The sequence below is a fragment of the Nostoc mirabile CHAB5784 genome (assembly GCF_020829645.1).
Taxonomy (GTDB): Bacteria; Cyanobacteriota; Cyanobacteriia; order Cyanobacteriales; family Nostocaceae; genus Nostoc; species Nostoc mirabile.
The window spans coordinates 1-18,760 of the sequence record NZ_JAIVFS010000127.1 but is presented as its reverse complement, the minus strand read 5'-3'; the positions used below and the strand labels follow the sequence as shown (position 1 = coordinate 18,760).

Genomic DNA, 18,760 nt, shown 5'->3' with positions numbered 1-18,760 from the left:
ACCTCTTCTCAATTAATCGTAGCTATCGTCTGTGCCACTCTGCGCGATCGCTGCCGTAAATGCCAGTTGAGCAAATTCTTACATTGCCAGCTTTCTGCGCTTTCCTATCCGTCGAACTCACGTTAAACTTAATCCTACTCGTGAACAAGAATATCCCCGACTTCTTTAAAAAGTCGGGGATCTGAGCCTTTGCCAGAAGTGATTCACCTACTCATTATCTTTATTACCTGCCAGGAAGCTTTAACCCCTGACGTTCAAGGATTTGCCGCACTTCCGGGCTGGGAGTGTAGTTATAGCCGTAGGAGGAGTTCTCAGAATCATCCATGATTTGAGGAGTGAGCAACACAATTACCTCATTGCGCTGATTATTTCTGTTTGTACTTCTAAACAGCGAACCAATTAGTGGAAGATCACCCAAAATGGGAATTTTGGAGATAGTCGTCCGGTCTGTGTCTTGAATGATGCCTGAAAGAATGAGTGTTTGACCATCTCGCAGGCGAATTGTGCCAGAATTTAGCGATCGTTCAGACACCAAAAATATTTGTTGGAGATTACCTCCTCCCAAATTTAGATTAGCTGACGATTGTGGTGCTTTAACAACGGGAGCTACAGATAGAGATACAAAACCATTGTCATCAATCCGATCTACTTTGACAGCTAGGGTTAAGCCCACATCTGTTTTCTCAGCTGTAATTGTTTGTGAAGCGATACCATCAGCACTAGTTAGTAGACTTGTAATGTTTCCTAGCACTTCTTGCGTCAGCTTGACATTAGCCGTTTGACCTTCTTGCACAATTAAGGTCGGGTCTGTCAAAATCTTGGCATTGCCATTTGTAACCTGAGCCTGTAAGCTAGCAAGAAAACGTTTTGGGAACTGGTATAAGCTTGGTAAGCCTAATGTAACGGCTGTTGGACTAATGGCTGTAATACCTGCTGCTTGAGGATTAGAGTTTGCTCCAGCAGTACCTGAAGCTGGGTTATTTGGGTCAAGAAAAATGTTTGCGCTACCCAGTGGATTAGTGGTTGTAGGTGTACTAGTTACACTGCTTCTTGCTTCAGCACTAGTAGCTGGTCTCGAACCGCCAAAATTTAGAGATGCCGCACCACCATCATTGCTAAAGTAGTTGTTCCCAACCCCAAAGGAAAAACTGGTGTTGTAGTCTTGGGTATTCAAGAGGTTAACATCAATAATCTTGACGTTGACTACTACTTGACGACGGCGGATATCAAGCTGAGTTAGTTGAGCCATCGCAATCTCAATGAGTCTAGGAGGACCAATCAGGGTTAGGGAATTAGTGCGCTCATCTCCTAATGCCTGTAAACCTCTCAGTAATGGGTTAGAGTCTGTAAAATTAGCGCGTTGGGTTTCCAGTCTAGTTTCCGTGGTCGTCTGAGTTTGGGTGATAGGCGCAACTCCAGTACCCACAGGTACGGCGCTAACGCTGGTAACTTGCCTTTCGCGGCTGACGGCACTTTCTGCTCCTAAGCCAACCAAAAAGTTTAAGGCGGTTCCCACTGTCACCTGATTAAGTCGCAGGCTACGCATAATCATGTCACGAGTGGAATTAGGTAGTTTAGGCCCAACAAAAACTGTGCGATTACTGCGGTTAGCTTCCAAACCACTCAAGCGCAAGACATAGTTAAACACATCTTGGACTGGCTCGTTTTCTATATCTAACGAGATTGTTTGAGAAACTGCTGGTGCATTAGCAGCAGCACCTTGCTCACCTCCGATATAAGCCAGGTTCAAATTAGCAGCACGGGCAAGAAGTGACAAAACCTCTCGCACCGGCGCATCTCGCAGCACTAAACGGGGTACACGTTCCTGAGTTCCTAAGTCAATGCTGCTAGGAGAAGCATCAGTATTAGAGATGGCAATATCTCCCACTGGTGGGGCAACGGCTCTAGGTAAGAAAGGTGGAGCCTGACTTACAGGTTGACCTGGGCCAGCAGCTTGTGCAAGTTGTCCGTCAATGGTGACTTCCGGGTTAGGAACAAGAACATTCGGCTTTTGACCAGGTTGGGCTGGAGTCGTAACAGGTGCTGCTGTGGATGTTGGTGCTGTTGGCGTTGGTGCTGATGCTATAGTGCCTGCCGATGGGCTAAAACTGAGTGTAATTCCATTTGGCGATCGCACCACGGGTTGACTATTAGGAGTATTGTTGCTGCCCGTTACCGTCACCCGAATGCTATTGGCATCAAGCTGATTAACCTCAACAGATGCAATTCCTGGTGCTGGGCTATCTTGACGAAAGCTATTACCTTGTGGTAATCGTAATTGAGTATTGATAATATCTGCAACTAAAACCTTGCCTCTTTTTGTAGTGAAAACTTGGGGGCGCGACCCTGAAGAAGTTTTCAAAGCAACGCTAATTCCACCATTAACTGGATTTAACCGTACATCAGTAATTTGACTAATTTGTGCCCAAACTGGTTGAGCTGCCAAAAATACAAAAGCGGCAGTACCTAATATAAAACTATTACCGTGAAGCTGTTTCACAGTTCATTCCTCACCTTATAAAACCTTGTTTACAAACAATTCTGAGAAGTTGGAGTTAGGAATGAGGAGTGAATAGTTAGGAATAATAACTCGTAATTCTTAACTCCTGTACAGACGCGATTAATCGCGTCTCTACTCAATACTCCTGTACAGACGCGATTAATCGCGTCTCTACTCAATACTCCTGTACAGACGCGATTAATCGCGTCTGTACTCCTAACTACTTTTTCGGAGCAGCTAAAGCTGCTCCGGCGGCTATTTCTTCTGGACTAAGTGGCATCAATACCTGTAACTGGAATGATGTATTAATCGCTGCTGGGCCTACCTGTACAGGCGTTTTATCCAATGGGGATCTTGACTCTACTGGAGCCAAAGTTGCTTGATAATCTTTAACTATTAACAAAGGCTGTAAACGCTCAATGTTACGCATTATCGATTGTGTTTGCTCATAAGTTCCTGTAATTTCGGCATTGATACTGCTACGTTGCAGCTTACCGTCAACCTGTAGTCCTAGAGTTCCATCGGTAACTGGTTCTGGTTTTTGGGAAACTGGCACAAATTTCTTCAGTTTGGCTCTCACTACATTCATAGAAGTTGGAGTATTCCCAGACTCAACTAAGCGGTTCATATCCAACAGCAATGTATCTAAGCTCTTTTCGTTAGCGAATAAACCTAAAACCTGAACTTTTTGCTGTTTTGCCTGTGCTAGCTCGTCTTTAACTTTGGCAATCTCTTTGATACTGGCTTTTTTTTGCTCAATTTGCCCTTGCAATTCAGAGCTTTTGGCTTGCTGCTGCTGATAGCTTTCCCAAGCTGGCATTAACAGGTTTAATAATATATAACCTGCTCCCGCTAAACCAATTACCCCCACCAATATGCCAATAATTTTTGGTGTGAAGGCAATACCAAATAGCGTGTAGGATGCTGGCGTTGCCTGATCGAATTCTCCACCTTGTTCGGCAAAATTTAAATCATCACTCAGCGTCATTTTGAAATGACTCCTGTTTGTTGGATACTACGAATTCGAGTCACTAACCCCACTGTGCCTTTTTTTTCCAATTCCCGGATTAATTCCGAAGCTGGAACATCATTCATAATCGATTGAATAGTGTATTCAACTACTTGTGGCGGCTTAATTGTTACACCGGTAGCAGGTTGACTCATACCTGGAATTGAGGGAGCATCTACTAACGTTGCCGTCAGAATTCTGCTTTCTGTGGACTTCAAGAATTGAGACTGTTGTAGACTCAATAAAAAATCATTGACATCGTTAAAAGAACGAGCCAATCCGGTAATTTCTAACCCCCCAGCAGGATTGCTTGCTGGCTTCCCTTCTGCTGCCGCAATCGGTGGGATTTGCTTGATGGTCTTAATTTGCACTGCTGCTGGGATGCGATCGCGCAAATCTTGCAGCATTGCTGACCAAGGTCGAATTTGGTCAAATACAGTGACTAAAGCTTGGGTTTCCCCTTTAATTGCCTTCGTCTCGGCTTTGATTTTATTAATATTTCCGATTTCTGTATCTAACCTCTTGCTTTCTTGGTCTAGTTGTGCAATCTGACCATCTAATTCAACAATCTTCCCTTGCAACAACCACCAACCAATTCCCAATAAAGCTGGAAGAACTACACCTACTGCAACTCCCACATACAGTAGTGTCAAATCTCCAGTAGGAAACTTTAGGGATATTCCTCTTTTTCCCTCAGGCTTTTTCTGGTATGCTAGGCGATCTTTAAGAAAGTTAACATCTAGGCTGTACATTTTGTTACACCTCCCGCATTCCTAGACCAAGTACGATCGCCAAGCCAGAGCGTTGCACCTGTGGATATTTATCAGTGTCAACTGCCAAAGACAAAGCCCCGATTGGATCTATTTGGGTAGTTGGCAAGCTCAATCGTTGGGTAAAGAATTCATCTAGCTGTTGGAGTCCACCTCCTGGGCCAGCTAATATAATCTGCGCTACCTCCAAATTTTCACTTTGATTTAGGTAAAAATCGATGGAACGGCGCAGTTCATCCGTTAGTTCTCCCAATACTCTCAATATGGCTGCCATACCAGGATTGATTTCAGTAACCCCAGTTTTCCCGCCGTCTAGAGAAGTTGGGGGAATAACCATTCCATGTAACAGTTCCATATCTCGTGATGTGGGTAAGCTCATTGCCCTTGCTAAGGCAGTTTGCATTTGATAAGTCCCGATTGGGACTGTGCGCGAAAATTGTGGCACTCCGTTAACGATGATGGCGATTTCTGTACTGTCAAACTCTATATCAACTAGTACTGCTGCTTCTTGCGGGCCAAATTGTCGCAATTGCTCACGAATAGTCCGAATCAGAGCAAAACTGTTAATTTCTAGGACATCGATTTGTAATCCTGCCTGCTCGAATGTACTTATATAGGTATCCGTTATCTCCTTGCGGGTGGCTACTAGAAGTACGTGTACTTTTTCAATGCCATCTTCATCTACAAAGTACCCAAGTTTCTGATAATCTACATCAGCCTCTTCACGAGGATAGGGTAAATATAAACCTGCTTCATGGTTGAGAACCATTTCTCGCAGTTCTTTATCATCTAACTCTGCTGGCACTGGTATGATCCGAACGATGGAATCTCGCCCTGGTACACCAGTAGCAACGCGAGAAGTTTTGATTTTGCTCTCAGTTAGGGCCTGCTGAATTAATTGTGCCATTGCTGCGGGATCGGTGATTTGACCATCGGTAACTACGCCTTCTGGAACTGCTACCGATGTAAAGGTTTCTAGTTTCAAGCCTTGACCCTGCTTGCGTAGCTGAACTACATTCACCCGTTCGGGAGCAAGTTCAATGCCGACCCCTTTTTTTGATTTGCCAAACAGACTTTTGAAGCTTTTTACCACATTTGTGCCCGCTGGACTGCTAAATTGAAAATTTAAATGATACTAAGAAACGGACTTGGTGCTAAGTAATTTATTTAGCCGATAATCTCGACAATTCTGATCTAAGCTTTTCACACTGAGCAAGCGTAAAAATACTGGGAAAATGATTCAATTGCGAAAATTTAAACAACTTGTTGCTTTTACACTGCTGGGCTTATTAACCAGTTGGATTGTAAGTTGCAGCACAAGTAATGTTGGTACAGGTACAAAACAGGCTACTTCAGGGGCGGCAACTATTGAGTTTTGGACGATGCAACTCCAACCTCAATTTACCGACTACTTCAAAAGCCTAATTGCGAATTTTGAATTGCAAAACCCTGGTATAAAGATTAACTGGGTCGATGTACCTTGGGCGGCGATGGAGAACAAAATATTAACAGCTGTCTCAGCAAAAACGCCACCTGATGTAGTTAACCTGAATCCGGATTTTGCTTCCCAACTTGCGGGACGAAATGCCTGGTTAGATTTAGATGCGAAAGTCCCAAACGATGTACGTTCCTCCTATCTACCGAATATCTGGGAATCTTGTACGCTTAATGGCAAGAGTTTTGGGATTCCCTGGTATCTCACCACACGGCTAACCATTTATAACACCGATTTATTAAAACAGGCAGGTATCAATAAACCACCTGCAACCTACGCAGAATTGGCACAAGCAGCACAACAAATTAAAGATAAAACTGGCAAATATGCCTTTTTTGTGACTTTCGTACCGCAAGATTCTGGTGAAGTGCTGGAATCTTTCGTGCAAATGGGAGTCACTCTAATAGATGCACAGGGAAAAGCGGCGTTTAATTCAGCACCAGGTAAGGCAGCGTTTCAGTATTGGGTAGACTTGTATAAAAAAGGGTTACTTCCTAAAGAAGCTTTGACGCAAGGACATCGCCACGCGATCGATTTATACCAATCTGGAGAGACTGCGTTTCTAGCTTCTGGGCCAGAGTTTCTGAAAACGATCGCTAATAATGCCCCAAAAATTGCTCAAGCTTCGGGAATAGCACCTCAACTCACTGGTGACACAGGTAAGAAAAATGTCGCGGTGATGAACATGGTTATTCCCCGCGATAGCAAACAACTAGACGCCTCTGTTAAGTTTGCTTTATTTGTCACCAATGACGAAAATCAGTTAGCTTTTGCCAAAGCTGCAAATGTCCTACCTTCTACAATCAAAGCACTGTCTGATAGTTACTTTAAAGATGTTCCAGCTAATGCTTCAACAGTAGAAAAAGCACGAGTTATCACTGCCCAACAACTGCAACAGGCAGAAATATTAACCCCTACTTTGAAGGATTCCAACAAACTGCAAAAGGCAGTTTACGAAAACTTGCAAGCAGCAATGTTAGGGCAAAAGACGGTAGATAAAGCCGTAGAAGATGCAGCGCAGGAGTGGAACAGTACTAAAAGTTAAGAGACAGGAGACAAACGAAAAACAGCTAAATATAAGAATTTCAGGGCGGGAAATGGATGTAGGACTTACGCTTGCATTGTCAGGACTTAGGCAAGTTGCGTAAGTCCTGTTTGAAAAAGGGTGTCTTGGACAAACTACGCTTGCACCACAAAATTTAATGCCATAAGAGTTGGCGCACCAGTTAGAGTCGCAAATAGACCACCGCTACCAAAACCAGCCGCGCTGCCATTAGGGTTATAGAACAACTGCCCACTCACAGGATCGTAGACAATTGTTGCCGTGCTAGTCCCTGCTGAAGAAGTGATTTCAAAATCACTGTTGTTACTAAAACTTGCTCCCGCAGTTGAAGCGATGCCTACGGCAACCCGAAGCGGGAACGCACTAAAAGTAGTTTTATCCAGGATAATTTGATCACCTTGGGAACTCTTAAAGTCAGCGATCGCACCAACACTACTCGGGGTAAAAGCAGCATCGGTGTTGTAAAGGAATTTGTCAGCACCCGTACCACCAGTGAGTACCTCATTCAGTTTCGCAGAAAGCTTTTAACAAATCGATACAATTAGCGATCGCCTTCATCGCTAGAGATAACCAAAAACTATAATGAATTCATAAAGCAACCAATACAGGCAAGGTTAGGAGAATCTAAATAATGCAGGCTGATAGCATTTCAGAGCAAAGGTTACTTAAAAAAATTCAAAAGCTACCTCCTGAAAAAGTTTTGCTAGTTGAAGATTTTATTGATTCTTTGGATCAGCAAAATACAGACCATAGCCTTACCTTTGCAGCAGCAAAACTTTCTGAACCAGTTCTGCTCAAAATCTGGGATAACCCTGATGATGCAGAATATGACAAACTATGAATTTGGTGATGTTGTTTTAGTGCCGTTTCCCTTTACTGACCAGACTACTACTAAAAAACGTCCAGCAGTAGTTGTGAGTTCTAATAGCTATCAACGTGAGCGTTCAGATTTAATATTGATAGCTATCACCAGTCAAGCAAATCCAGCAACTTCCTTTGGTGAAATCACAATTAATGGATGGCGAGTAGCTAGTCTTCTCAAACCTTCAATTATCAAACCAGTTTTGACTACCATAGATAAAGGGCTAGTGATTAAAAAGTTAGGGCAACTTGAGGAGCCAGACCTTCAGACTTTGCAAAACCTTTTTCTGGCTATTTTGGGTTGATATGCGATCGCTCTTTTGAGTCAAAGCCTCGACATATCACTCAAACTCAGTTTCGCAGAAAGATTTTAATAAATCGATACAATTAGCGATCGCTCCTAAATGAGCAATTTCATATCCATGTGTATTTTGTGTGGGAAATGCCAAACAAGCAGCACGCCCAACATGGCCAAATTTCATGGCAATTGAAGCATCACTACCAAACCCACTCAGAGTTGTTAACTGCACTGGCATATCGAGTTGCTTGGCACTATGGCGCAGTTGTCCATTTAGCCCCTCATCATATATTCCATAAGCATCTTGAAATAAAAGTACAGGACTTTCCCCATCTTTAACAGGATATTCCTCAGATAATGGACAAATTTCTAAAGCAATTAAAGCATCCAAAGGCTGATTTTGGGTGAAAAATAGGGCCCCAATTGCCCCCACTTCTTCTTTTGCTGACGCTACTAAATAAACATCGACTACTGGCTGCTTCAGGTTTTCAGCCAAAGCTAGCAAAATCGCAACAGAAGCTTTGTTATCCAAAGTGTAACCAGCAATATGATCCTTTAACCGAATTGGACGCTTGCGATGTTTGCCAATCACCATTCTAGTTCCAGGCCGAATACCAGCTGCTTCTAATTCACCAGATGTCAGTTTCGTTTCAATCCAGGCATTTTCCCACTTGACAGTAGTATCTTCCTGCTGCACTTTTTGGGGTGATTCGTGGGAAACGTGGCGGGAACCAAAACTGAGAATACCGTTGATAGTTTCGTTATCTCCCAGTAAATCGACAACGCCTTCGCCGTAAACCCACGGGAAAGAACCGCCAAGTTTGCTGACTTTGACACGACCTTCATCACCAATACTCTTGACAATTGCACCAATTTCGTCCTTATGTGCTGTGATGGCAATGGCTCGGTCTGGGTTTTTTCCTGAAATCTTGGCAATAATATTATCGGCGCGATCGCACCAGACTTCTACACCCAGCGCCGCAAATCGTTGCATCAACAACTGGTTAATCTCAGCTTCTGCACCACTAGGAGAATGGTGCATGACCAATTCTTCAATAATTTGAAATAAGCGATCGTAATCCCACATCAATACAGTTAGTTCAGTTTTCAACTGTTGTATGAGACAATTGTCCATCAAAAACCCGGTCTGCTGTGATCAATGCTGCTCTTTTTTGTTGACGCTTCAGCATTCCTACCCCACCAAAAGCACCAACCGCTAAAATCCCTAAGTTTATCGCAGGTTCAGGAACAGACTTAGCCTCAATTGCTGCCAGTGCAGTATCTGCAACTAACTTATGAACCCCTGTTGTTGGATGCACAGAGTCAAAGAACAAATAATCGTTTGGTTGAGGGCATACACTGATGATTGTCTGGAAATTCCCTATTACGCAAGGGTTAGCCACATCTTGAAACCCAAATTTACCTGGATTTACTTGTACTTGATTAAATAGGGAAAACACATCAACAGAGATCAGATTCAAATCTGAGTTATTGCTAAATTTGCCTAGTTCCTCTGCTAATCTCTTGTTATGGTCATTTGTTAGACCAGTCAAGTTGCTAGATAGACCTGCGAATGCGAATGGAATCTTGCCCAAATCAGGCAAGTTAAAGACTAAAATATTTTTTGCGCCAGATGAGGCAAGTAATCCTACTGCATTTGATAAATTCTGGACTGTTTGAGCCGCATTGGTAGCTTGACCAAACACATAATCATTTGCACCTCCCCATACAGCATAAAGAGCATTTGGATCAAGCTTCTGATTGCCTTGTAGAATCGGTTGCGTCAACAAGCCGACTTGCTCTAGTACTCCCGGTAACGGTGCATTAGGAACAACAGCATTACCCTGACCAGAACTAGCACCGCCCACAGCAAAGTTAATACCTTGATTGGGAATAGTAGTATTTAAAGTAATGTATGGAGAGGGTTTTAATCCTAGCTGATCTCCCAGGTAGTCTACCCACACCTGATCATTGGAAAAACGCCCTTGAAAGTAGGGTGGATCTTGGGGAATGGCTGTTGTCGGAGCCACTAAACCACCAGTAGCAGTGAAAACATTGCCAGTATCAGAAAGACTGTCGCCAAATACATAAAATTTGGTAAAACTCGCAGCACTCGCTTTGAGCGGCAACATGAAAGATAAGAGAATAAATCCTGCTGCTACAGCTTGTTTTTTCATCTTCGTTTTACCTATGGTATTTTTAATTTGTTTAAAAGTAATGAAAGGGTGATAGTCTGACAACTTGTTTTTTAACTTACTTCAAAACTAAGTTGCCTATTGAGTTAATTTACGTTGTTTTACTTAACTATTCCTCAAAAATTTATTAAACACAGGTAAAAACGCTGAAAATAGTTAGATTTACATTTTCTTGATAAAAAATAGCTATATTACAAAGAAATGGCAAAATTTACATGCTAAAGCGTGGAAATTGCCCACTTTTATGCGCTAGCGACGGATTAACCGCAACATAATGGTCTAGCTCATCGTAGGCATCGCTTTAACTTCGCTTTAATTTCAAAGCTTCAGTAGCCGATACACCCTCACCCTGACTGCCGAAATACCACAAAGCTGTAGCAGCCTCAGCACGAGTTACTGGTTTTTTGGGTTGAAACAGAGTCGTATAACCAAACACCCGCCGAATATTCGATTGTTCGCCATTTTGGTAATCAGCCAACACTGCTCTTAATGCCTTGGGGTCAATTCGCGCCGCGTCTTGGAAGCCCCAGGTTTGTTTGACTGCATCTAAGTTAGCAGAGGGTAAAGCTTGGCGAGTATCTAAAGGTAATTTCCACAGCAGCAACTGTTCCCGCGTTAGCGGTGCATCAGGACGAAACAAAACTACTGTAGAATCTCCAGACAAAGGACTGGGAATTAACCCAGCCTCGGCTAATCCCTGAATTGCTGGAAAATCAGGGTCTTTTGCAGACACATCACTAAAAACTGGTTGAGTAGTTTCTGATGCCAAGCGAATTTGTTTAGCTGGATTGCTGGCATACATAGCATTGTTAGCAGCAATTAGCCAACGAGCATATTCCCGATGTGTAACGATTTTACCGGGTTCAAACTGGTTTGTTGTCGTAGTAGAGTTACTCTTGGTTGCTTCTGGTTCTATAGACAAAACACCTAATGCAGCCAAATCTTGGATGTGTTGCCGCCATTCTTGCGGTGCCTTATTCAGATCGTTGAATTCCTGAGATTCGGCTGTGGCTGTAGGAGTTGTTTGGTTATTAGCTGTGCTTGGTAGCTGTGCTGCCAAGTTTGCGGGTGGTACCGGGCCAATAAACTGGGAATCTCCTGGTTGAGGAACGGCGTTAGTAGTTTCGTTAGGACTTGTAGTTGAGGTAGGTTGTGCCGTTGCCGTACTATTCGGTACGTACTCAATCAGTAATTCAGTGGCTGTTTGGGGTTGATTAGGTGTGGCATTAGTAACTGATTTAGGCTGAATGGAAACCTTCAACAGCAAATCGTTACGACGTGCCTCAAAAGCACCTCCCGCATCATCTGTTGGCTGTTGCAAAATCTGCCAGTTATTTGTTTGAAACTGGCTACTATAAAAGCTAGCAATAAAGTTGCTGGGGTCAGAACTCAACCAACGAGTTGAGACTCTGTTTTCTGAGCCGCTAGCAGGTGTAACTTCCTGTAGTTTGGCATTGGAATATAGGGGGATATCTTTGGGGAAATCAGGTGGTAACTGAACTGTTGATTCGTTTTGCTGTGCTTGCGGTTGATTACCCTGAGATTCTCCAAAGACAACTGGATTGCTTTGCAGGTTTGGATCTGCCGCCAAAGATTGCTCAAGGTTTTTGGCGACTGGACTGTTAGCACAGGCTGTTAACGAAGTCAGTAGAACAGCCCAAATTAGAAATACAGCTGGACGTTTACAGGGAAGCACAGGAAATCACAAAATTGAGTTTCAATTCCTACCCTAGCGCAGACTGTTCATTAAATGGGAATGGGGAATGGGTCATGGGGCATTGGGTACTTGTACTGAGGGTTGCCGAAGTATTGGGCATTCTCCCTCTGCTTCCCCTGCTTTCTCTGCTTTTCTAACTCTTAATATTACCAAAAGACACTACAGACTCACGGCGTCTTCTTCGTAAATGTCTCTGTTGGTGAAGATGATATCTCTAAAAATGAGTAAACGGTAGCAAAAAGCTACCGTATTGTCTTTGTTTTACAGCCATTAGGTTTTGATAATTCCTATGCTTATTTATAGAGTTCCCTAAAATTCTGGCAAACTAACATTTTTGGAAAAAAAACAGAAATAAACCTGAAATACTTGCTAGATAAGAGTTTTGTGATTTGGATGCTCTAAGCTCACAGGTATTATGACAGGTTAAGGGAGTCTGCTTAGATGAGAGCTAGAGCCACCCATACTAACTGATCAAAATTAATCTGGCAGACTACTAGATTGAGAATCAAATTTTTAGATAGTTCTGGAAATATTCAATTGGCACGGATAACTGATTGTTAACTCACCAAAGAAGAGTGTAGCTAGCAAAAGCTTTAATCTTCTTCCAGATGCACTAGTTGTAATGCGATGCCTACGGTGGTCACTGAGCGCAGCCGTTCGCGCAGCGTCTCGTAGAGAAGTGCGGGCAAAGCCTACGCCAAGCAACTGAAGTGATAGACTAAGAATAAAGCGCCCCTTTAGCCTCACCCAAGGAGGGGAATAGATAAAGAAAGCTAACGCTTGCTTACAATCGATTCTGGAAATTATTCATCTGACGATGGTAAGCTGAATAAGGCAATAGGTGGAAATGCCACTATTAAGCAATTCTAGGAACTTAGCGTAAGTTTGTGGTTCTTGGGGGCCGGGGTGATAAGCAAAGCAGTTTCCCTAGTATCTCTAAATTGATTTTCTGGGGTAAGTGCTACTTTTGCTATAGTCAAGAGTTTCTTGGCAGCCTCGAAAGCAGTGATTGCTTTCTCTAAAAGTGCGTAGTTTACCGCCTTTGGCATCGCCTCTATGTTATCCAAAGTTTTCTCTTTGGCAATCCATCCCCTGTTCTTCTGGTATAGGGTAGGGGTTCTTTTAGGAAGGCTGGGCAGAGGGTGCGCTTCGCAAGTTATAGAGACAGTACATAGTTAGCTGTGACTGTTTTCCCAATCATTACTAGGATTGGGTAGAGGCAAAAAAGACACTTCATCGGATGCACTGGCGGTTGAGAAAGCCCTCTACAAACTTGGTCTGAACAGTTAACAACTTCCTGATAGATTAGATACAATTAGCATCTGCGTTTGCTTCGGTGATCACTTGTTCAAAGCAAGTACTCGAATTGACATAGTGTTAAACCTTTCACCTGCTAGCTTTGGCGAAAATTTTTGCTTCAGGGCAAATTAAGACTTATATTCAAGGGGCTTGGGTGTTTCTTGGAGATAAAGTTAACCAAAACAGGGCAAAAGCCTGAAAAAGATATGTCTGATGTCAAAAACGCAGAACTGATAGGAGTATTAAGAATCTAAAATAGATAGATATTAAATTGAAGAAAAAACAACGACCATCGACAACCGTCAGTCTATTTTACTTTCTGTAAAGCGTCGCCGGGTTGTTACCAGTGCTGAAACACGATTACATGCAAGTTTCCCAGGATCAGCCTATTTATTCTGAGGCTCCACTCCAGCTGCTACTGTTTATCGATGGACGACCCAAGTCCCGACAACAAGTGCAGCGAATCCGTGCTTACTTAAAAGAATTGCAGGCTGAGTATAGTTTTGAACTTGAAACTATCGATGTTGGACAACAACCTTACTTAGCAGAACACTTTAAATTGATAGCAACGCCAGCTTTAATCAAAATCCATCCGGAACCACGACAGGTTTTGGCTGGGAGTAATATCATAGCGCAATTGAAAAACTGGTGGCCTCGCTGGCAAGCTGCTGTAGACACCTTCTTAAAAGTACAGGAAGACTTACAAGAACGTATAGACGACAATGCTAGGGCGACATCACCCAAATCCACTATCCGTTCAGTTGCTGTTTCTGTGGAACTAATCCGACTCTCAGACGAAATTTTTCGCTTGAAACAGGAAAAAGATAACCTTCAAGAGCAGCTACAGTTTAAAGACCGGGTGATTGCTATGCTGGCGCACGATCTCCGTAATCCGCTAACTGCTGCCGCGATCGCCATTGAAACTCTTCAATCTAATTACAATTTAGAGACGGGGCAATTCCAGCGCCTCAAGCCATCGATGACGGCGCATTTATTAAAACAAGCCCGCAATCAAACTAAGATTATTGACCGGATGATTGCTGACCTTTTACAGGTAGGTCGTGGCAAAGATACAGAATTACCCATTTTACCACAAAAGGTACAGCTAGGTAAAGTGTGCTTAGATGTACTAGAAGAATTGTGCGATCGCTACACCGCCAAATCCCAAGAGGTAGAAACAGATATTCCTAATGACCTGCCTTATGTATATGCAGACCCAGAACGCATCCGCCAAGTGCTGGTGAATCTGTTGGATAATGCTATCAAATATACCCCAGAAGGTGGCAAGATTAGCATTGCCGGATTGCATCGCACTACCCAAAAAGTTCAGTTTAGTATCGGCGATACTGGGCCTGGTATTCCTGTAGAAAATCGCGATCGCATCTTTGAAAATCACTTTCGCCTGCAACGGGATGAAGGTACAGAAGGTTATGGGATTGGTCTTTGTTTATGCCAACGCATCATCCTGGCACATTATGGTCAAATTTGGGTAGACTCTGCTCCCAATAACGGAGCATGGTTCCACTTCACACTACCAGTTTATCCTTCTTAGAGATTGGTCATTCACTAATGACAACTAAGAACTTGAGATAAAGCGATCGCGTCCCCCGGCCTTTGCTTGGTAGAGTGCTTTATCTGCCCGGACAATCAAATCTGAAGGTGAGGATTCCCAAGTGGGCACAACAGTAGCCACGCCCATACTTAGCGTGACATGCTGACTCACCGCAGATCCATCGTGAACAATTTGCAAATCTTTGATTCCCGCTTGTATCGCTGCGGCAACGTGAACTGCGCCAGATGCAGGGGTGTATGGCATAATCACAGCAAATTCTTCTCCACCATAACGCGCTACTAAATCCTGATGTTTTTGCGCCTTGAGGCTTAATACAGCACCCACCTTTTGTAAACAGACATCCCCAGCAGGATGACCATATTTATCGTTATAAAATTTAAAATAGTCGATATCACACAAAATCATTGACAGGGGAGATTCCTCTTGTGCCAGATTAATCCACTGAGTATTGAGATAATCGTCAAAACGACGACGATTTGCCAACTCAGTTAAGCCATCTACATTGGCGAGGTGGTGCAAAGCTTGGTTTGCCGCCTCTAACTGTTTGTATACTTGCGCTTGCTGTAGCAGGCGACGCAATCGCTGGCGCAATACAGGCCAGTGGATTGGCTTAGTGACATAATCAGTCGCCCCTGCTTCAAAAGCACGGTCTACGGATTCTTCATCATCTAAGCATGTGATCATCAATATAGGAGTGCGCTCCCATATCTTGGAGATCACAGTATTATTAAGTCCAGAGTCAGTATCAAAGGTTGCAAGGGCTGAGATTAAATTATTCCTGGCAATCTGGAGCAAGTGCTTACAGCAGGTAAAACCATCCATTACAGGCATTACAGCATCTAGCAAAACTATATCCGGTTTGATAGTCTCGTAAGCATCTAAACATTGCTTACCATCATTAACGTCAACCACTCGATAACCTTCTTGTTCCATAGCTTTACGTAACAATACTCGGATGGTTTTGTCATCATCAGCTACTAGAATCAGTGGTGGTTGCTTAGGAACAGAAAATGGAGTTATGCCTGACATGAGTTGCCTTCCACTTGCAGAAGTATCCTGAAAAAGGCTATGCAACTCAATCGCATGGGGGCGATCGCTCTTTTCATCAATGCCAGAATTTGCGGCAAAGGTGTGTCTGGCTTCACAATCAACTGTTTTTTGACAATAGAGGCTCTTGTGTTACTGAGCCAAGCAAGCGGTAGATAACTAAGTTGCATAGACAATCTATAATTGGAACACGAAGGCAATTTTTACCTTTTTGTTCGCCTATGGTTAGGGGAGGAAATGTTACTTTTATATTTCCCCATTGTTAAAGTAAAATTGCGATTTTTTTAAAAATTGCAAATGCAGACCTTACTTATTTAGTTGTGTAGTTAGTTTATAAACCTAACGATACAGGGCAAAGCAAAAATCACAAGTGCGCTCAGAAGATAGTTAAGACTAAATATTAATATCACTTGAATCAAATTTATTTAGTCTATTCGGCAAGGGTTACGGATGTCTAGTATAATTACATAGAATATAAATGTACCTTGGTAGAAAGCTTTCTTGTCGAGTAACTCTGGGTTAATAAAATAATTAAAAATTATTATTTAATTCCGATATATTTTAGCTAAATTAAAAATTATAGTTATTTCTTATAAAAGATAGCGATTTACTAGCTAATATTCTATAAAGTTAGATATGCTAAATTAAGACTTATTGAACAACTAAATTTGACAGTTACTTCAGAATTAACATATAAAACTGCCATCTTTATTTCATCCAAAAATCAAATTCTATTTACATTCACTAAATCTTTCAAATGCCAGACTCATTAATGTATCAGCAAGATCACTTTGTTGTTCTAGAAACAAATCAACCAGAACAATTTCTGACACAATCAGAGTTATTAGAAAAGCTCAAAAAAACTCTCCAACAACTCATAATTCAAGATTTGCCGCCTGATTTGCAAAAGTTTGATACTACGGAAGCTCAAGCACAATATTTACTTGACACCACCTGCGAATTAGATATTGCTCCTGGGCAATATTTGCAGTGGTATGCAGTTCGTTTAGAAAAGTAACTTTTTGGTTAGCGGTAAAGAAGAAAAAAGTCAATTAAGAAGTAGCATAACAGACAGTAGATTTGTAGGTTGGGTTGAACTTAAGTGTTACCCAACAAAGCCTTGAAAATGTTGGGTTTTGTTCCTCAACCCAACATACATTGGAGTTATATTTTAGGCTTAACCTACGCAGTATTAGAAGCAGGGTGAGAGAAGAATTACTCAACAATACCCTCTTTCTTCCCCTGCTTCCCCTGCTCCCCTGCTTATCTTAACCGTATTGTGCAGACCCCAACTTCTTTGATAAGTAAGGGATATGCGCGTTTGATTCAGGATTGCTACATAAAAGAATCGAGTTTGGGTAACGAGAATTTTTGTTCTTGACTATTGACTAGTGACTAGTGACCCTTTTTGAGTATTGATCAGTGCTAGCTCAATTGTATTTTCAGATGGCTGCGTTATTTCAACCTTCAATCCAGGGCCAAAATAGTTGGTCATTTTTTCCTGCTTTGTTTGCCAGACATCAATTGGTATTAGCGGTGAATCAAATTCTAAAATTAGGGCATAGCTACCATTAACTTCTGTTTCTCGCAAGCCTGTTACTGTTGGTCGTTCCTGGTCTGAGGGACTCAAACCCAGAAAAGAAAGTGTTGTATCTAGATGAGCATCTTGACCGTAACAATATCGGGTGATGTCTTTGCGAATTTTATTTTGAGTATCAGTTGCTTGCTGTTCCCGCAATATCAATGCTGACGGTGACGTAGTTTGGGTAAAGGGTACTGGTTTGAGTTCATTAGCTTTCAGCGCCAACCCTCCCAACAATAGAGGAATCCCGTAAAAAAATCCGACAAGATTTAATGTGGCATTATCAGCACTATAGGCGACGAAACCCATGATGGTTAATATGCCGCCGATAGTTAAACCGAGTGTTCCCAAAGAAATTTGGCGTAGCATGAGCTTAAATTAGTATAAAGTATGAATACCTCAGTTTTATTATCATCGGCTATGAATAACTAATTAGGAAAGAACATCGTTCCTAGATAGTAATATTCAACCAACTCAAAATTGCTAGGTTAAGACTGACACGCTAAGAAGTCAAGAGGTTCTGCCTTCCTTATATAGCAATACAGTTCAGTTAAGCATTTCTTTCTTCTCTCGGTGTCGCGCCAGTTGCTACCCTTCGGGAACGCTAAGAGCGAACAAGTCTCTTAACCGCAAGGGCGCACTGGCTTCTCTGCGCCTCTGTGGTAGCCTGCGGCAAGCCCTCCGGGTGACGCTCGTACCTCTCTACGAGACGCACTCGCGAACGCTTTCGCTGCGCTAACAGCAGTCGCTCATGGGGGAAACCCCCAGACGCTCGATGACTCGCTCATAGCGTTGCCATGCCGTTCGCGCAGCGTCTCGAAGAGAAGGCTTTACGCTGCGCTATGCGCGGCATCGTCTCCCCTTGGGAGAAGACCGCGCTGCTTCACCGCTTTGCGTCTACGTTAAAAAATTGATGCCCCAGAATGTTGGATTTTGAGTTAACTTTAAATTTAAAGGTAGTTAAAGATAGGAAAAAAATAATGGATATACAGACTATAAAAGAACGAATTGTCGCAGTTCAAAGCAAACGCGAGTACCTGTTAGGGCTACTGGAGCAACCAAATTTGGGAACTTTGAGAGTTGATGTAAATCAGGCTTTGGAAGAACTGGATGAATTAATTGATGAATTTAGACGTACCATTCCGGTAGAGTAGAAATTATCAAAAATTGCGTCGGTTTAACCCTCAACTTCAGGTTATACCGACGCTCCTCAGTAGTATCATGTCTTTAACGCTCTTTTATGTCTCTGGTGAGAGAAAAATGCTCTGATTTGCTGAGATTTTTGAAATTCCTTGAAGACTGTGAACAATACAGGCGCTGCTATGTCGGAAATATTGAGAAGTAATCAAAT

General features: G+C 42.6%; 18 protein-coding genes. 6 read left to right on the top strand and 12 right to left on the bottom strand.

Going from position 1 to position 18,760, the window contains the following annotated elements:
• Window positions 1–223 precede the first annotated feature (223 nt).
• The 4 genes from LC653_RS38880 to pilM form a co-directional block, all read right to left on the bottom strand.
• The gene (locus LC653_RS38880) at window positions 224–2,500 is read right to left on the bottom strand and encodes a type IV pilus secretin family protein (RefSeq protein ID WP_229500668.1); all 2,277 of its coding nucleotides are present in this window, start codon (window positions 2,498–2,500) and stop codon (window positions 224–226) included.
• Window positions 2,501–2,720: 220 nt separating this feature from the next.
• Window positions 2,721–3,488: a pilus assembly protein PilO gene (locus LC653_RS38875; RefSeq protein ID WP_229500667.1), complete on the bottom strand. Its 768-nt coding sequence runs from the start codon at window positions 3,486–3,488 to the stop codon at window positions 2,721–2,723.
• On the bottom strand, window positions 3,485–4,261 hold the full coding sequence (locus tag LC653_RS38870; RefSeq protein WP_229500666.1) for a PilN domain-containing protein: 777 nt from the start codon (window positions 4,259–4,261) through the stop codon (window positions 3,485–3,487). The genes LC653_RS38875 and LC653_RS38870 overlap by 4 nt, the downstream gene beginning before the upstream one ends.
• A 4-nt stretch (window positions 4,262–4,265) precedes the next feature.
• Window positions 4,266–5,372 (bottom strand): type IV pilus assembly protein PilM, encoded by a 1,107-nt coding sequence (gene pilM, locus LC653_RS38865; RefSeq protein WP_229500665.1) that lies wholly within the window; start codon window positions 5,370–5,372, stop codon window positions 4,266–4,268.
• A 142-nt stretch (window positions 5,373–5,514) separates the two neighbouring features.
• On the opposite strand from pilM, the gene LC653_RS38860 reads away from it, so the two are divergent.
• Complete coding sequence (locus tag LC653_RS38860) at window positions 5,515–6,819, top strand: ABC transporter substrate-binding protein (protein WP_229500664.1); 1,305 nt, start codon at window positions 5,515–5,517, stop codon at window positions 6,817–6,819.
• A 134-nt stretch (window positions 6,820–6,953) separates the two neighbouring features.
• Here LC653_RS38860 and LC653_RS46560 read toward each other — a convergent pair whose 3' ends face one another.
• Together LC653_RS46560 and LC653_RS38855 are read right to left on the bottom strand one after the other, a co-directional pair.
• Complete coding sequence (locus tag LC653_RS46560; protein ID WP_267923384.1) at window positions 6,954–7,076, bottom strand: hypothetical protein; 123 nt, start codon at window positions 7,074–7,076, stop codon at window positions 6,954–6,956.
• 98 nt (window positions 7,077–7,174) lie between these two features.
• The gene (locus LC653_RS38855; protein WP_229500663.1) at window positions 7,175–7,342 is read right to left on the bottom strand and encodes a hypothetical protein; all 168 of its coding nucleotides are present in this window, start codon (window positions 7,340–7,342) and stop codon (window positions 7,175–7,177) included.
• Between the two features lie 126 nt (window positions 7,343–7,468).
• On the opposite strand from LC653_RS38855, the gene LC653_RS38850 reads away from it, so the two are divergent.
• Complete coding sequence (locus LC653_RS38850; RefSeq protein WP_229500662.1) at window positions 7,469–7,678, top strand: toxin-antitoxin system, antitoxin component, Xre family protein; 210 nt, start codon at window positions 7,469–7,471, stop codon at window positions 7,676–7,678.
• Window positions 7,665–8,003 carry a type II toxin-antitoxin system PemK/MazF family toxin gene (locus LC653_RS38845; protein WP_229500661.1) on the top strand — a complete coding sequence of 113 codons (339 nt, stop codon included), beginning with the start codon at window positions 7,665–7,667 and terminating at the stop codon, window positions 8,001–8,003. Before LC653_RS38850 ends, LC653_RS38845 begins: the two co-directional genes overlap by 14 nt.
• A gap of 36 nt (window positions 8,004–8,039) precedes the next feature.
• Here the strand turns inward: LC653_RS38845 and LC653_RS38840 are convergent, their stop codons facing one another.
• The 3 genes from LC653_RS38840 to LC653_RS38830 all read right to left on the bottom strand — a co-directional run bounded on the left by LC653_RS38840 (window position 8,040) and on the right by LC653_RS38830 (window position 11,887).
• Window positions 8,040–9,083: a M42 family metallopeptidase gene (locus LC653_RS38840; protein WP_229500669.1), complete on the bottom strand. Its 1,044-nt coding sequence runs from the start codon at window positions 9,081–9,083 to the stop codon at window positions 8,040–8,042.
• 13 nt (window positions 9,084–9,096) lie between these two features.
• On the bottom strand, window positions 9,097–10,173 hold the full coding sequence (locus LC653_RS38835) for an SGNH/GDSL hydrolase family protein (protein ID WP_229500660.1): 1,077 nt from the start codon (window positions 10,171–10,173) through the stop codon (window positions 9,097–9,099).
• 319 nt (window positions 10,174–10,492) lie between these two features.
• Window positions 10,493–11,887: an S-layer homology domain-containing protein gene (locus LC653_RS38830; protein ID WP_229500659.1), complete on the bottom strand. Its 1,395-nt coding sequence runs from the start codon at window positions 11,885–11,887 to the stop codon at window positions 10,493–10,495.
• A 1,666-nt stretch (window positions 11,888–13,553) separates the two neighbouring features.
• On the opposite strand from LC653_RS38830, the gene LC653_RS38825 reads away from it, so the two are divergent.
• On the top strand, window positions 13,554–14,759 hold the full coding sequence (locus LC653_RS38825; protein WP_229500658.1) for a histidine kinase: 1,206 nt from the start codon (window positions 13,554–13,556) through the stop codon (window positions 14,757–14,759).
• A gap of 24 nt (window positions 14,760–14,783) precedes the next feature.
• On the opposite strand, the gene LC653_RS38820 is transcribed toward LC653_RS38825, so the two are convergent.
• Together LC653_RS38820 and LC653_RS38815 are read right to left on the bottom strand one after the other, a co-directional pair.
• Window positions 14,784–15,809 carry a response regulator gene (locus LC653_RS38820; protein ID WP_229500657.1) on the bottom strand — a complete coding sequence of 342 codons (1,026 nt, stop codon included), beginning with the start codon at window positions 15,807–15,809 and terminating at the stop codon, window positions 14,784–14,786.
• Window positions 15,797–15,997 carry a hypothetical protein gene (locus LC653_RS38815; protein ID WP_229500656.1) on the bottom strand — a complete coding sequence of 67 codons (201 nt, stop codon included), beginning with the start codon at window positions 15,995–15,997 and terminating at the stop codon, window positions 15,797–15,799. The genes LC653_RS38820 and LC653_RS38815 overlap by 13 nt, the downstream gene beginning before the upstream one ends.
• Window positions 15,998–16,584: 587 nt before the next feature.
• On the opposite strand from LC653_RS38815, the gene LC653_RS38810 reads away from it, so the two are divergent.
• A complete protein-coding gene (locus LC653_RS38810) occupies window positions 16,585–16,845 on the top strand; it encodes a CRR7 family NDH-1 assembly protein (RefSeq protein WP_229482744.1) in 261 nt (86 codons plus the stop codon).
• A gap of 363 nt (window positions 16,846–17,208) precedes the next feature.
• Here LC653_RS38810 and LC653_RS38805 read toward each other — a convergent pair whose 3' ends face one another.
• Complete coding sequence (locus tag LC653_RS38805) at window positions 17,209–17,778, bottom strand: DUF2854 domain-containing protein (protein ID WP_229500655.1); 570 nt, start codon at window positions 17,776–17,778, stop codon at window positions 17,209–17,211.
• Between the two features lie 611 nt (window positions 17,779–18,389).
• On the opposite strand from LC653_RS38805, the gene LC653_RS38800 reads away from it, so the two are divergent.
• Window positions 18,390–18,563 carry a hypothetical protein gene (locus LC653_RS38800; RefSeq protein WP_167407612.1) on the top strand — a complete coding sequence of 58 codons (174 nt, stop codon included), beginning with the start codon at window positions 18,390–18,392 and terminating at the stop codon, window positions 18,561–18,563.
• Window positions 18,564–18,760 lie beyond the last annotated feature (197 nt).